Origin of the sequence: Rhizobium leguminosarum bv. viciae (assembly GCF_012276115.1) — a bacterium.
In the GTDB taxonomy this organism is placed as follows: domain Bacteria; phylum Pseudomonadota; class Alphaproteobacteria; order Rhizobiales; family Rhizobiaceae; genus Rhizobium; species Rhizobium leguminosarum_T.
Map to the genome: position 1 here is coordinate 39,149 of NZ_WIEU01000011.1, position 14,028 is coordinate 53,176.

A 14,028-nucleotide genomic window follows, 5' to 3' on the forward strand; every position below is an offset into this window, starting at 1 on the left:
TGGGGCAGATGGCGCTGTTGCCTGTGAATTCAAGCAGTCTTGCCGGCTAGCGGTGTTTTTGCCGACGCGGCAAATTGCTAAGAAGGAAAGAGTGCCTGATTCCTGCTTCGTGTTCGTGCTACGAAGCGGGAGGGCTTATGTGAGGAATATATGACGAAATCGCGTCAGGCCGACGACTATAACGCACCGCTTGTGGATCGTGGGGGGCGTTCTGGCACGGTCTTGCGCATTCTTCTGCTAGCGCTTGTGCTGATCGCTGCTGCCGGCGCCTTCGTCTTCTTCAAAAAATCGCTCGACAACGAGGTCGTGCTTGGCGGTCTCGGCGTGCTCGCCATGGTCGGCATCTTCTTCCTGGTGTCTTCGGTCATCGGCTTCATCGAGGTGATGCCGCAGCATCAGTCCGACAGCCTGGCGCGTGCCTTCCTCAACAGTCATCCCGACGGTACGCTGATCACCGACGAAAAAGGCCGGATCATCTATGCCAATGCCGCCTATGGCGCGCTGACCGGCGCGCGCAAGGCGACCGAGGTGCAGACGCTGGAAACGCTGCTGTCGCGCCACCGCGAATCCAACGAGGCGCTCTACAGGCTGGTCAACGGCCTGCGCGAGGGCAAGGAAGGCCGGGAGGAATTTCGCCTGCTGCGCGCCGTCGGGCCTGGCAGCAACAGCTCCGGCGCGCATTGGTACCGGCTGAAGGCGCGGCTGCTGCAGCCGGAGGAAAACGGCGGCAAGCCGCTGCAGATCTGGCAGATCACCGACATCACCACGGAGCGCGACGACCAAGAGCGCTTCTTCAAGGAATTGCAGAACGCGATCGATTATCTCGACCATGCGCCGGCCGGCTTCTTTTCCGCCGGCAGGAAGGGCGAGATCTTCTACCTGAATGCGACGCTTGCCGAATGGCTGGGCCTCGACCTCACCAAGTTCGTGCCGGGCTCGATGACGATCGGCGACGTCGTGGCGGGCGAGGGACTGGCGCTGATCCAGTCGGTGCAGGCCGAGCCGGGTCTGAAGAAGACCGTGACGCTCGATCTCGACCTGCGCAAGAGCAACGGCCAGAGCCTGCCGGTGCAAATCGTTCATAGCGTCACCTCGATGCGCGACGGCGCCCCCGGCGAAAGCCGGACGATCGTGCTGGCGCGTGAAAAGAGCGATGCCGGCGGCCAGTCCGCTTCGGCCGCCGCCATGCGCTTCACCCGCTTTTTCAACAATACGCCGATGGCGATCGCCTCGGTCGACGGAAACGGGCGCATCCTGCGCACCAACGCGCCGTTCCTGAAGATGTTCTCCGGCGTCGTCTCGCGCGACGACCTCGAAAAGGCGCCGCATCTTGAAACCATCGTGCAGGAGAGCGACCGGCCGCAGTTGGCCGCGGCGCTGGCGGCGGCCAAGGACCGGCAGGGCGACATCGCGCCCCTCGACACCCGGACGCCGACCGACGAGGCGCGCTATTTCCGCTTCTATGTCAATGCCGTCATCGACCAGAGCGACGAGGCGCCCGAGGAGGCGGCGATCGTCTATGCCGTCGAGGTGACCGAGCAGAAGGCGCTGGAAGCGCAGATGGCGCAGACGCAGAAGATGAATGCCGTGGGAACGCTCGCCGGCGGCATCGCGCATGATTTCAACAACGTGCTGACGGCGATCCTGCTGTCCTCCGACCACCTGCTGCTGCAGGCGCGGCCCTCGGATGCCAGCTTTGCCGACCTGATAGAGATCAAGCGCAACGCCAACCGCGCCGCAGTGCTGGTGCGCCAGCTGCTCGCCTTCTCGCGTAAGCAGACGATGCGGCCCTCGGTGCTAAACCTTACCGATGTCGTCGGCGACCTGCGCATGCTGGTCGACCGGCTGCTTTCCGGCACCAATGTCAAGCTCGACGTGCAATATGGCCGCGACCTATGGCCTGTCAAAACGGACCTGTCGCAGTTCGAGCAGGTGCTGATCAATCTCTGCGTCAATGCGCGCGACGCGATGCCCGAGGGTGGCACGCTGACGATCCGCACCCGCAATCTGACCGCCGCCGAGGTCTCGGCCTTCAACTATTCCTACATGCCGGCCGAAGACATGGTGCTGGTCGAAGTCGCGGATAATGGCACCGGTATCGCACCGGAGATCATGGACAAGATCTTCGAGCCGTTCTTCACTACCAAGGATGTCGGCAAGGGCACCGGTCTTGGACTCGCCATGGTCTACGGCATCGTCAAACAGTCGGGCGGCTACATCCAGCCGGAATCCGAAGTCGGCAAGGGAACGACCTTCCGCGTCTTCCTGCCGCGCCACATTCCGGAGCCGGCGGTGGCCGCCGAAGCAGGTTCGATCGACGGCGCCATCGCCGGGGCCGAAGTGGTGCCGCTGCCGGTATCGCCGCAGCAGCCGGAGGACCTGACGGGGTCGGCCGTCATTCTTCTCGTCGAGGACGAGGAGGCAGTGCGCCGCGGCGGCAAGCGCATGCTGGAAACGCGCGGCTATACCGTGCACGAGGCGGGCTCGGGCGTCGAGGCGCTGGCTATCTTGGAAGAACTCGACGGCAAGGTCGACATCGTCGTCTCCGACGTCGTCATGCCCGAAATGGACGGCCCGACGCTGCTGCGCGAACTGCGCAAGACCTATCCAGATATGAAATTCATCTTCGTCTCAGGCTATGCCGAAGATGCCTTTGCCCGCAATCTGCCGCCGGAGGCGAAATTCGGCTTCCTGCCGAAGCCGTTTTCGCTGAAGCAGCTTGCTGTTGTGGTGAAGGAGACGTTGGACGGTTGAGGGTATGGGTCAGAGAGGTCGTGCCGTACCGCCCCCCTCTGCCCTGCCGGGCATCTCCCCCACAAGGAGGGAGATCGGGCCGGGCGCGCCGGCTTCCCCAAACAATGAGCGTCCAGCACGGCGAAACGGTCGATGGGCAGGACGTTCAAGCCACTTGTGATCTCCCCACCTGTGGGGGAGATGCCCGGCAGGGCAGAGGGGGGCGGGATCGGCACCACCTATCTGACAAGGCCCGTCAACCTTCACTCACCCAGCGCGACAGCAATCTCAGCAGCAAGCCGCGCGTTGTTCTCAACCAACGCGATATTGGTCTTCAGGCTCTGACCATCCGTCAGGTCGAAAATGGTCGACAGAAGATAGGGTGTTACCGCCTTGCCGGTGACTTCGTCGCGTTCGGCGCTGTCGAGCGCTCGCTCGATATAGATTTCCATCTCTTCGCGCGCGATCTCGTCGGCCTCGGGCACGGGGTTGGCGACGAGCATGCCGCCGTCGACGCCGAGCTGTTCGCGCACCGTCTGGAAATTGGCGATTGCCGCCGGGCTGTTCAGCGACAGCGGGCTGCGGATGCCCGAGGAGCGCGACCAGAAGGCGGGGAATTCCTCGCTCTCATAGGTGACGACAGGCACGCCGCGGGTTTCCAGCACTTCCAGCGTCTTTGGAATGTCGAGGATTGCCTTGGCGCCGGCGCAGACGACGATGACGCCGGTGCGCGCGAGTTCCTCGAGATCGGCTGATATATCGAAGCTTTCTTCGGCGCCACGATGCACGCCGCCGATGCCGCCTGTGGCAAAGACACGGATGCCGGCGCGCGCCGCCGCGATCATCGTCGCCGCAACCGTGGTGGCGCCGGTGCGGCGCTCGGCGATGGCGAAGGCGAGATCGGCGCGCGACACCTTCATGACTTCGGTCGCCTTGGCGAGCTGCTCCAGTTCCGCAGCTTCAAGGCCGATATGCAGCGTGCCGTGAATGACGGCGATCGTTGCCGGCACCGCACCCTGTTCGCGAATGATCGCCTCCACGCTGCGGGCCATCTCGATATTGCCGGGATAGGGCATGCCGTGGGTGATGATCGTCGATTCCAGTGCCACCAGCGGCGCGCCGCGCTGCTTGGCGCTGGCGACTTCCTTCGAATAGGCGATCGGCAGAAGAGGGGAGATGGGCTTGGTCATGGTCTTGTCCTGTGATCGACAGAGCATGATGTCGAAGTGCGAGCGGTTTTCGGACGACATCATGCTCAACTATTTAATTAGCCGCTTCAATGCAGAATTCTGACCTTGGGAACAAGGGCAAGCGCTTCATTCAGCAGATCGGGTGTCAGATTTTCGTTGACGGCATGCCGCGACTGGACGGTCAGCGTGGCGGCTGCGGTGCCGTGACGAACAGCTTCTTCGAGCGGCAGGCCTGACATCAATGCGGCGAGCGTGCCGGCCGCAAGTGAATCGCCGGCACCCGTAACATCGGCGACGGTGTCGGCAATCGGCGGCTGCAGCGTCACGGCGCGGCCCTCGCAAAGTGCAACGAGCTCACGCCGGCCGCGGGTGACGACGGCGTTCCTGATGCCGATCTCGTTCAGCAAAGGTGGCCAGCCTGCAGCCTCTTCCGGCCGCTCGCCGGCAAGGGCGGCGGCTTCAGCCTCGTTCAGGAACAGGTAGTCGATATCCCCAATGCAGGGTTTCAGCCTGACGACCTTCGCCGGCGAGATGGCGATTGCCGCAACGGGCTTGGCGAGGGAATGCGCCTTTGCGACGATCGCCGCGATCGTCTCTTCCGGCAGGTTGGCGTCGAAGAGGATGAAATCATGCGCGGCGAAGGCCTCCCGCACCCAGCGGATGGAGAGACGTCGCGGCACGAAGAAGCGGTAAAGATCCATGTCGGCAAGGGCGATCACCAGATTGCCGTCCTTCTCGATGATCGCCGTGTAGCTCGGCGTCTTGCGGTCGAGGAAGACGAAGGGCCGGTCGTCGATGCCGGCGAAATCGGCAGCTTCTCCGACCGTCTCGCCCATCGGATCGCCACCGCGCGGCGAGATCATCGTCACCTGAAAACCGAGCCTTGCCAGGTTGCGCGCTGCATTGAAGCCACCGCCGCCTGGCTCCTCGAACCATGTGCCGGGATTGCTGGCGCCAGGCGCCGTCTCGCCGGAGATGCGGCCGCGCCGGTCGATATGGGCGCCGCCGAGAACAAGAATCTTTTTCTTCATCCGATCCTCTCTCCCGATGCCCGAAGGACGAATCGATACAGCGCGCCCTTCCGCGGCCGAGTCGGCATTTCTGGCCTAAGCCGTTGCTTTTTATCGATAAAACAAATGCAGAACACGTGTCGTTTTACCTTTTTCTTTCAACTGTTTGATCGCCTATTGCGAGAATGGAACAAATGGAGTACAAACTCGACATTGCTAGAGCGGCTTCAATAACCTAAAGGTGGATCGGATGTCTCAGAATTCATTGCGGCTGGTAGAGGACAAATCGGTGGACAAAAGCAAGGCGCTTGAAGCGGCACTCTCACAGATAGAGCGGTCGTTCGGCAAGGGCTCGATCATGAAACTCGGCTCCAACGAGAATGTTGTCGAGATCGAGACGATCTCGACCGGCTCGCTTGGTCTCGATATTGCACTCGGCGTCGGTGGCCTGCCGAGGGGCCGAATCATCGAGATCTACGGGCCGGAAAGCTCCGGTAAGACGACGCTTGCACTGCAGACGATTGCCGAAGCGCAGAAGAAGGGTGGCATCTGCGCCTTCGTCGATGCCGAACATGCGCTCGATCCCGTCTATGCCCGCAAGCTTGGCGTCGACTTGCAGAACCTTCTGATCTCGCAGCCCGATACCGGCGAGCAGGCGCTCGAAATCACCGATACGCTGGTGCGCTCCGGCGCCGTCGATGTTCTCGTTGTCGACTCGGTCGCTGCCCTGACGCCGCGTGCCGAAATCGAAGGCGAGATGGGCGACAGCCTTCCCGGCCTGCAGGCGCGACTGATGAGCCAAGCGCTGCGCAAGCTTACCGCTTCGATCTCGAAGTCGAACACCATGGTGATCTTCATCAATCAGATCCGCATGAAGATCGGCGTCATGTTCGGCTCGCCGGAAACGACGACGGGCGGCAATGCGCTGAAGTTCTATGCCTCCGTGCGCCTCGACATCCGCCGCATCGGCGCGGTCAAGGAGCGCGAAGAGGTGATCGGCAACCAGACCCGCGTCAAGGTCGTCAAGAACAAGATGGCGCCGCCCTTCAAGCAGGTCGAGTTCGACATCATGTATGGCGAGGGTGTTTCCAAGACCGGCGAACTGGTCGATCTCGGCGTCAAGGCCGGCATCGTCGAAAAGTCGGGCGCCTGGTTCTCCTATAACAGCCAGCGTCTCGGCCAGGGCCGTGAAAACGCCAAGACCTTTCTGCGCGACAATCCGGATCTCGCCCGCGAGATCGAACTGTCGCTGCGCCAGAATGCCGGCCTGATCGCCGACCGCTTCCTGCAGAATGGCGGACCGGATCCCGATGATGGCGACTCCGCCGCGGAAATGTGATTTTCACGCTCGGTTCTTTTGAACATCAAAGCCGGCCGCATTCCTTGATCAGAATGCGGTCGGTTTTGTTTGTCTGCTGGACAGTGGCGGGGGTGAACGTTAAAAGCCGATGAATTTAAATTTACCTGCCTCCGGCAGCATTGAAGGGCGTAGCATGAGCGGTGTGAACGATATCCGGTCGACCTTCCTCGACTATTTCAAGAAGAACGGCCATGAGATCGTTCCGTCGAGCCCGCTCGTGCCGCGCAACGACCCGACGCTGATGTTCACCAATGCCGGCATGGTGCAGTTCAAGAACGTCTTCACCGGCCTCGAAAAGCGTCCCTATTCGACGGCGACGTCTTCGCAGAAATGCGTGCGAGCCGGCGGCAAGCACAACGACCTCGACAATGTCGGTTATACTGCACGCCACCTGACCTTCTTCGAGATGCTCGGCAACTTCTCCTTCGGCAACTATTTCAAGGAGAATGCGATAGAGCTTGCCTGGAAGCTCGTCACCGAGGGCTTCGACCTTCCGAAGAACCGCCTGCTGGTGACTGTCTATTCCGAGGACGAGGAAGCTGCGACGCTCTGGAAGAAGATCGCCGGCTTTTCCGACGACAAGATCATCCGCATCCCGACCTCTGACAATTTCTGGCAGATGGGCGATACCGGCCCCTGCGGCCCGTGCTCGGAAATCTTCATCGACCAGGGTGAGAATGTTTGGGGCGGCCCTCCGGGCTCCCCGGAGGAAGATGGCGACCGGTTCCTGGAATTCTGGAACCTCGTCTTCATGCAGTTCGAACAGACCGAGCCTGGCGTTCGCAACCCGCTGCCCCGCCCGTCGATCGATACCGGCATGGGGCTGGAGCGCATGGCCTGTATTCTGCAGGGCGTTCAGAGCGTGTTCGACACCGATCTCTTCCGCACGCTGATCGGCACCATCGAGGAGACGATGGGCGTCAAGGCGGAAGGCAGCGCAAGCCACCGTGTCATCGCCGACCATCTGCGCTCCTCGGCCTTCCTGATCGCCGACGGCGTGCTTCCGTCGAATGAGGGTCGCGGTTATGTGCTGCGCCGCATCATGCGCCGCGCCATGCGCCATGCACAGCTGCTCGGCGCCAAGGAACCGCTGGTCTACAAGCTGCTGCCGACGCTGGTGCAGCAGATGGGCCGCGCCTATCCGGAACTGGTGCGCGCCGAGGCGCTGATCTCGGAAACGCTGAAGCTGGAGGAAAACCGCTTCCGCAAGACGCTGGAACGCGGCCTGTCGCTTCTGTCGGATGCGACGAGCGATCTTTCCAAGGGCGATATGCTGGATGGTGAGACCGCCTTCAAGCTCTACGACACCTACGGCTTCCCGCTCGATCTGACGCAGGATGCACTGCGTGCCCGTGAGATCGGCGTCGACATCTCCGGCTTCACCGATGCGATGCAGCGCCAGAAGGCCGAAGCTCGCTCGCACTGGGCCGGTTCCGGCGAGAAGGCGACGGAAACCGTCTGGTTCGAGCTTAGGGAAAAACACGGTGCGACCGAATTCCTGGGCTACGACACCGAAACGGCTGAAGGCGTCGTGCAGGCGATCGTCAAAGAGGGCGCGGTTTCGACCGATGCCAAGGCCGGCGACAAGGTGCAGATCGTCGTCAGCCAGACGCCGTTCTACGGCGAATCCGGCGGCCAGATGGGCGATACCGGCGTGATCTCGTCCGACCACGGCAAGATCGAGATTTCAGATACGCAGAAGAGGGGCGAAGGCCTGTTCGTGCATCAGGGTACCGTCGTCGACGGCGTGTTCAAGGACGGCGATGCTGTTGTGCTGACGGTCGATCATGCCCGCCGTTCGCGGCTGCGCGCCAACCATTCTGCGACCCACCTGCTGCACGAGGCGCTGCGCGAAGTGCTCGGCACCCATGTTGCCCAGAAGGGATCGCTGGTCGCACCCGAGCGCCTGCGCTTCGACGTTTCGCATCCGAAGCCGATGTCGGCCGAGGAACTGAAGATCGTCGAGGATATGGCAAACGAGATCGTATTGCAGAATTCGCCGGTTACCACGAGGCTGATGAGCGTCGACGATGCGATCGCCGAAGGCGCGATGGCGTTGTTCGGCGAGAAATACGGCGACGAGGTCCGCGTCGTGGCGATGGGCGAGGGTGTGCGCGGCGCCAAGGCCGGCAAGCCCTATTCGATCGAACTCTGTGGCGGCACGCATGTCGGGGCCACCGGCCAGATCGGGCTGATCCGCGTTCTCGGCGAAAGCGCCGTCGGCGCCGGCGTTCGCCGTATCGAGGCCGTCACCGGTGAATCGGCGCGCGAATATCTGGCCGAACAGGACGAACGCGTGAAGACGCTCGCCGCCTCGCTGAAGGTGCAGCCGGGCGAAGTGCTGTCGCGTGTCGAAGCGCTGATGGACGAGCGCCGCAAGCTCGAAAAGGAATTGGCTGACGCCAAGCGCAAGCTCGCCATGGGCGGCGGGCAGGGCGGCTCGGCCGATGCCGTGCGCGAAGTCGCCGGCGTCAAGTTCCTTGGCAAGGCGATTTCGGGCGTCGATCCCAAGGATCTGAAGGGACTTGCCGATGACGGCAAGACCAGCATCGGGTCGGGCGTCGTCGCGCTGGTTGGCGTTTCCGACGACGGCAAGGCAAGTGCTGTCGTGGCTGTGACACCGGATCTGGTGCAGCGCTATAGCGCCGTCGATCTCGTCCGCATCGCATCTGCCGCCCTCGGCGGCAAGGGCGGCGGCGGTCGCCCCGACATGGCGCAGGCCGGCGGCCCCGACGGCTCGAAGGCCGATGAGGCGATCGAGGCGGTTGCCGTGGCACTTGCCGGCTGAACTGCCGCCTGACAACAGTTTAAAATTCAAATCGGCTGCGAGATCATGGATTTCGCAGCCGGTTTTGTTTTCAACGACCGTGGTCACTCGATGTTCAGCTTCGCGGCTGCAATGCAAGGCGGCAGGCGAGCCCGGTGAAGACCGTTGCCAGGACATATTGCGACAACTTCGGGAAACGGCTCGCCGATTGGAGTCTCGAACGGATCGTGCTTCCGAGGAAAATCACGGCGCCGTTCACGACGAGGCCGATGCCATTCAGGATGCTTGCAAGTATCAGCATCTGCACCGTCAGCGATCCGGCTGACGCATTCACGAATTGCGGAAAGAGCGCCATGACGAAAAGCGCCATCTTCGGATTGAGCAGATTGGTGGCAAGGCCCGCAAAGAAGATACGCCGGCCCGACAGCTGCTTCAGCGTCGATGCCGGCTGAAAGGCGGCGCCTTCCGAGCGGACCGTCTTGTAGGCGAGATAGAGAAGATAGCAACAGCCGGCCCAGCGCACCGTTTCATAGGCGGCCGGCACGGTCATGAAGAGCTGCGACAGCCCAAAGGCTGCGGCAAGGGCGTGGCAATAGGTGCCGAGCGCGATGCCGGCATAGGTCAGGAAACCGGCAGCGCGTCCCTGGCTGATGCTGCGAGAGGCGATCAGCAGCATGTCCGGACCGGGCGTGGCGGTCAGCACCAGCGCTGCGGCGGCAAAGAGCATTAATGTTGAAAAATCCGGCATCTATCATTCCTTTTGGGTTCGAGCCGGAATTCCGGTCTACGCAGGATTCGCCGAAGGTTCAAGTCAGCAGGATTTGTCAAATCGGACTATGCTTCTCTCAAGCCGATCGATTTGCACGAGGTTCCGAGATGAATGGCGAAACGGCATGGGTACTTTATGAAAGCCGTCTGAGACGGGTTTCGGCCTATATTCACGACCACCTCGACGAGGAGCTGGATATGGAGCGCCTTGCCGAGATCGCCTGCATGTCGAGCTATCACTGGCACAGGATCTACCGGGCGATTTACGGCGAGACGCTGGCGGCCACCGTCAAGCGGCTCAGGCTGCATCGCGCGGCGGGCGAGATCGTCCGCACGGAGCTTGCCGTCAGCGAAATTGCGAAGCGATCAGGCTATCCCAATCTCCAATCCTTCAATCGTATCTTCAAGTCGGTCTACGGCATGCCGCCGGCCCGCTATCGGAAAGAGGGAAGCCACATAGCCTTCGAACCCTCACCTAACGGAAAGACCAAAGCCATGTTAGACGTTATCATACGCGAGATCGGGCCGATCGAGTTGATCGGCGTTGCCCATACCGGCTCCTACATGCAGATCGACAAGGCCTTCGAGACGCTGTTCGGCACGCTTTATGCCCGTGGCCTCGCCAAGCCCGACATGCGGATGATCGGCGTCTATCTCGACGATCCCGATCTTGTGCCGGAGGAAAAGCTGCGCTCGATCGCCTGCGTCACCGGCGCTGCCGAAGTGCCGGCGGCGGCACCCTTCGAGCGGCGCACGATCGACGGCGGCGACTATGCGGTGCTGCGCCACAAGGGTCCCTATGCCGACATGTCCAAGTCCTATCAGTGGCTGTTTGCCGAATGGCTGCCGAAATCCGGCCGGCAGCTGAAGGACAGGGTCATGTTCGAGGAATATCTCAACAATCCGCGCGAGGTGTCGCCGACCGAGCTTTTGACGGATATTCACATGCCGCTTGTCTGAGGCCCATCCATCGGGGGCGCAGCGGATCTGCCGCGTCCCCAGGACGTTCAAGGCGACCTTCCGCGTCCTGGAATTTTCAAGCGGCCTGCATGGTCTTGATGGCTTCGTCATCAACGGCGTTCGCCCGTTTGTAGGCCTCGCGCTCGCTGATGCGGCCGACATAATCGAGGAAGGCCTGGCGTCTTTCGATGCCGCCGAATCCGATGCCCCAGCCGATATGGGAGCCGACATAGACGTCGGCGGCGGTGAAACGCTCGCCGGTGATGTAGGTCGAAGCGGAGACGGCTTTCTCGAGTGTGTTCATGACGTCGCCGAAACTGCCGCAGCCGGCCATGCGCAGGCGTTCCTTCGGAATTTCGAAGCCGAGAGCCTTCATCGTCACCGCCGATTCGAGCGGGCCGGCGGCAAAGAACATCCAGCGGTAATAGCGGGCGCGCTCCTCCGGCCTCGGCGCCAGCGCCTTTTCGGGGAAGGTCTCGGCCAGATAGGCGCAGATCGCCGCGCATTCGGTGACGATGGTATCGCCGTGGCGGATTGCCGGCACCTTGCCCATCGGATTGACCGCGAGATATTCCGGCGCCTTCATGGTTTCGCCGAAGGTCAGGAGTTCGGTGCGGTAAGGCTGGCCGATCTCCTCCAGCATCCAGCGCGCGATGCGGCCGCGCGACATCGGGTTCGTATAGAATACCAATTCTTCGGTCATGACGTCCTCCTCGTGTTGCTGGTCCCACGGAATCAATAGCGCAGCGATGGCAGCCTGCAAGTCCCGGCCGTTAGAGCGGCTTGCGATATTGGATGAAGCCGGAGCGCTCGGCGATCCTGTCATAGAGCCGGCGGGCCGTTGCATTGGTCTCGTGGGTCATCCAGTAGAGCCTGCCTGCGCCGTTGGCGCGGGCGAGGTCGGCGACGGCCTCGATCAAAGCGGCCCCGATGCCGAGCCCGCGCTGGCTGTTGTCGACATAGAGATCCTGCAGGTAGCAGGTCCATTGCGGCAGCCAGCAGGAACGGTGAAAGATGGCATGGACGATGCCGACGAGACGGCCGTCTTCGTCGAAGGCGCCGAGCGCATGCATCGGTTCGTCAGGATCGTGGAAGCGATCCCAGGTGAGATCTGTGGTTTCGGGCGGGATGACCACTTCATAGAAGCGTTGATAGGCCTCCCATAGGGGTTCCCAAACGGCGCGGTCCGAGGATTCAAGCGGTCGCAGGATGGCCGTCATCGGTTCATTCTCCCAAAATAAAACGGCGGGGAAAATCCCCGCCGCTTCGATGTTATCTCGGAAAGACCGGCTTACGCCATGGCCTTCTGCAGGTTCTGGTCGATCTTGTCGAGGAAGGCGGTGGTTGAGAGCCACGGCTGGTCGGGCCCGATCAACAGCGCCAGGTCCTTGGTCATGCAACCGGATTCGACGGTGTCGACGCAGACCTTTTCGAGCGTCGCGGCGAAGCGGGCGAGCTCGGCATTGTCGTCGAGCTTGGCGCGATGCGCCAGGCCGCGGGTCCAGGCGAAGATCGAGGCGATCGAGTTCGTCGAGGTTTCCTGGCCCTTCTGGTGCTGGCGGTAGTGGCGGGTGACCGTGCCGTGAGCGGCTTCGGCTTCGACCGTCTTGCCGTCGGGCGTCAGCAGAACCGAGGTCATCAGGCCGAGCGAGCCGAAGCCCTGGGCAACGGTGTCGGACTGGACGTCGCCGTCATAGTTCTTGCAGGCCCAGACGTAACCGCCAGACCACTTGAGCGCCGAGGCGACCATGTCGTCGATCAGACGGTGTTCGTAGGTGATTCCGGCTTCCTTGAACTGATCCTTGAATTCGGTCTCGTAGACTTCTTCGAAGATGTCCTTGAAGCGACCGTCATAGGCCTTGAGGATGGTGTTCTTGGTCGACAGATAAACCGGCCACTTGCGCATCAGGCCATACATCATCGAGGCGCGGGCGAATTCGCGGATCGATTCGTCGAGGTTGTACATGGCCATGGCAACGCCGGCGCCCGGTGCGTTAAAGACTTCCTTCTCAATGACCGTGCCGTCTTCGCCGACGAACTTGATCGTCAGCTTGCCCTTGCCCGGGAACTTGAAATCGGTGGCGCGGTACTGGTCGCCGAAGGCGTGGCGGCCGACGACGATTGGCTTGGTCCAGCCGGGAACCAGGCGCGGCACGTTCTTGCAGATGATCGGCTCGCGGAAAATGACACCGCCGAGGATGTTGCGGATCGTGCCGTTCGGGCTTTTCCACATTTCCTTGAGGTTGAATTCCTTGACGCGGGCCTCATCCGGCGTGATCGTCGCGCACTTGATGCCGACGCCGTACTTCTTGATGGCGTTGGCGGCGTCGACGGTGACCTGGTCGTTGGTGGCGTCGCGGTTTTCGACCGAGAGGTCGAAATAGTCGATGTCGAGGTCGAGATACGGATGGATCAGCTTATCCTTGATGAGCTGCCAGATGATGCGCGTCATTTCATCGCCGTCGAGATCGGCGACGGGATTGGCGACCTTGATCTTGTTCATGTATCTGCCTCGTTCGAGCTTCAATGGGGACCGGCGTCCCGGGTGGGTGATGTGATGAGGAGCGCTATAGCATTGTGATCAGGGAACGCAAAGCTGCAAGGGGCTCGACAATGCGTTTTTGCCGCCATTGCCAAGTGCTGAAATTTAGCTAGTGTCCGCCTCGATCTGCCGCTCCGGACATCCGACCATGAAGACAATCGCCGTTGTTATCGCAAGCCTTATCGCCTTTTCCGGCATCGGGCACGCCGCCGACATCATTGCTCCCGTGAAGGAGATCATGGAGGCGACCAAGAGCAATTGGGCCGACAATAACAGCGACTGGACCGACATCTTCGATGCGAGCCGGCTTGACCATCTCTACAGCCGCGATTTCGTCGCGAAATACCAGGCGGCGGCGCAGTTTCCCGCCGTCGACGACGACGGCATTTCGCCCTTCGACTACGACGTCATCGTCAACGGCCAGGATGCCTGCCCGCTGGAGGATCTGACGATTGCGGCAGCGCCTGTGGTCGACGGCGTGGCCGAGGTGACGGTGCGCTTCCGAAAATCCGCCTGCTCGGCGGCGCCCGATGCCAAGGACTATACGACCGTTCGTTTCCTGGTGGTCGAAGTAGGCGGCAAGCCCGTCATCGACGATATCGTCACCGAGAATATCGAAACGCAGGCGCGCGATTCCCTGAAAACGACGATGGCGCTGATTGCCAAGGGCCAATAGGCGCGCGACATTCGAGAGCATC

At 61.8% G+C, this 14,028-nt stretch carries 11 protein-coding genes; 5 read left to right on the forward strand and 6 right to left on the reverse strand.

What is annotated here, in order from left to right; genetic code table 11:
• Positions 1-150: 150 nt before the first annotated feature.
• The gene (gene cckA / locus GFM02_RS19490) at positions 151-2,754 is read left to right on the forward strand and encodes a cell cycle histidine kinase CckA (RefSeq protein WP_168304383.1); all 2,604 of its coding nucleotides are present in this window, start codon (positions 151-153) and stop codon (positions 2,752-2,754) included.
• 242 nt (positions 2,755-2,996) lie between these two features.
• Here the strand turns inward: cckA and GFM02_RS19495 are convergent, their stop codons facing one another.
• Positions 2,997-3,923: a pseudouridine-5'-phosphate glycosidase gene (locus GFM02_RS19495; protein WP_012757660.1), complete on the reverse strand. Its 927-nt coding sequence runs from the start codon at positions 3,921-3,923 to the stop codon at positions 2,997-2,999.
• Positions 3,924-4,009: 86 nt separating this feature from the next.
• Positions 4,010-4,954 carry a carbohydrate kinase family protein gene (locus GFM02_RS19500; protein ID WP_020050155.1) on the reverse strand — a complete coding sequence of 315 codons (945 nt, stop codon included), beginning with the start codon at positions 4,952-4,954 and terminating at the stop codon, positions 4,010-4,012.
• Positions 4,955-5,183: 229 nt separating this feature from the next.
• On the opposite strand from GFM02_RS19500, the gene recA reads away from it, so the two are divergent.
• On the forward strand, positions 5,184-6,272 hold the full coding sequence (gene recA, locus GFM02_RS19505; protein ID WP_003568997.1) for a recombinase RecA: 1,089 nt from the start codon (positions 5,184-5,186) through the stop codon (positions 6,270-6,272).
• A gap of 154 nt (positions 6,273-6,426) precedes the next feature.
• Positions 6,427-9,081 (forward strand): alanine--tRNA ligase, encoded by a 2,655-nt coding sequence (gene alaS, locus GFM02_RS19510; protein ID WP_020050154.1) that lies wholly within the window; start codon positions 6,427-6,429, stop codon positions 9,079-9,081.
• 94 nt (positions 9,082-9,175) lie between these two features.
• Here the strand turns inward: alaS and GFM02_RS19515 are convergent, their stop codons facing one another.
• Positions 9,176-9,808, reverse strand: coding sequence for a LysE family translocator (locus tag GFM02_RS19515; protein WP_168322476.1), 633 nt, complete (start codon positions 9,806-9,808; stop codon positions 9,176-9,178).
• Between the two features lie 128 nt (positions 9,809-9,936).
• Between GFM02_RS19515 and GFM02_RS19520 the strand changes: the two genes are divergently transcribed.
• Entirely contained in the window at positions 9,937-10,788 is an 852-nt protein-coding gene (locus GFM02_RS19520; protein ID WP_168322477.1) for an AraC family transcriptional regulator, read from the forward strand.
• 76 nt (positions 10,789-10,864) lie between these two features.
• On the opposite strand, the gene GFM02_RS19525 is transcribed toward GFM02_RS19520, so the two are convergent.
• From GFM02_RS19525 to GFM02_RS19535, 3 genes are all read right to left on the reverse strand, one after another.
• Positions 10,865-11,491: a glutathione S-transferase family protein gene (locus GFM02_RS19525; protein ID WP_168304378.1), complete on the reverse strand. Its 627-nt coding sequence runs from the start codon at positions 11,489-11,491 to the stop codon at positions 10,865-10,867.
• 70 nt (positions 11,492-11,561) lie between these two features.
• Positions 11,562-12,008: a GNAT family N-acetyltransferase gene (locus tag GFM02_RS19530; protein WP_168322478.1), complete on the reverse strand. Its 447-nt coding sequence runs from the start codon at positions 12,006-12,008 to the stop codon at positions 11,562-11,564.
• Positions 12,009-12,079: 71 nt separating this feature from the next.
• Entirely contained in the window at positions 12,080-13,291 is a 1,212-nt protein-coding gene (locus GFM02_RS19535) for an NADP-dependent isocitrate dehydrogenase (RefSeq protein ID WP_168322479.1), read from the reverse strand.
• A gap of 187 nt (positions 13,292-13,478) precedes the next feature.
• On the opposite strand from GFM02_RS19535, the gene GFM02_RS19540 reads away from it, so the two are divergent.
• Positions 13,479-14,006, forward strand: a complete 528-nt coding sequence (locus GFM02_RS19540) for a hypothetical protein (protein WP_168322480.1) — start codon at positions 13,479-13,481, stop codon at positions 14,004-14,006.
• Positions 14,007-14,028: the final 22 nt, after the last annotated feature.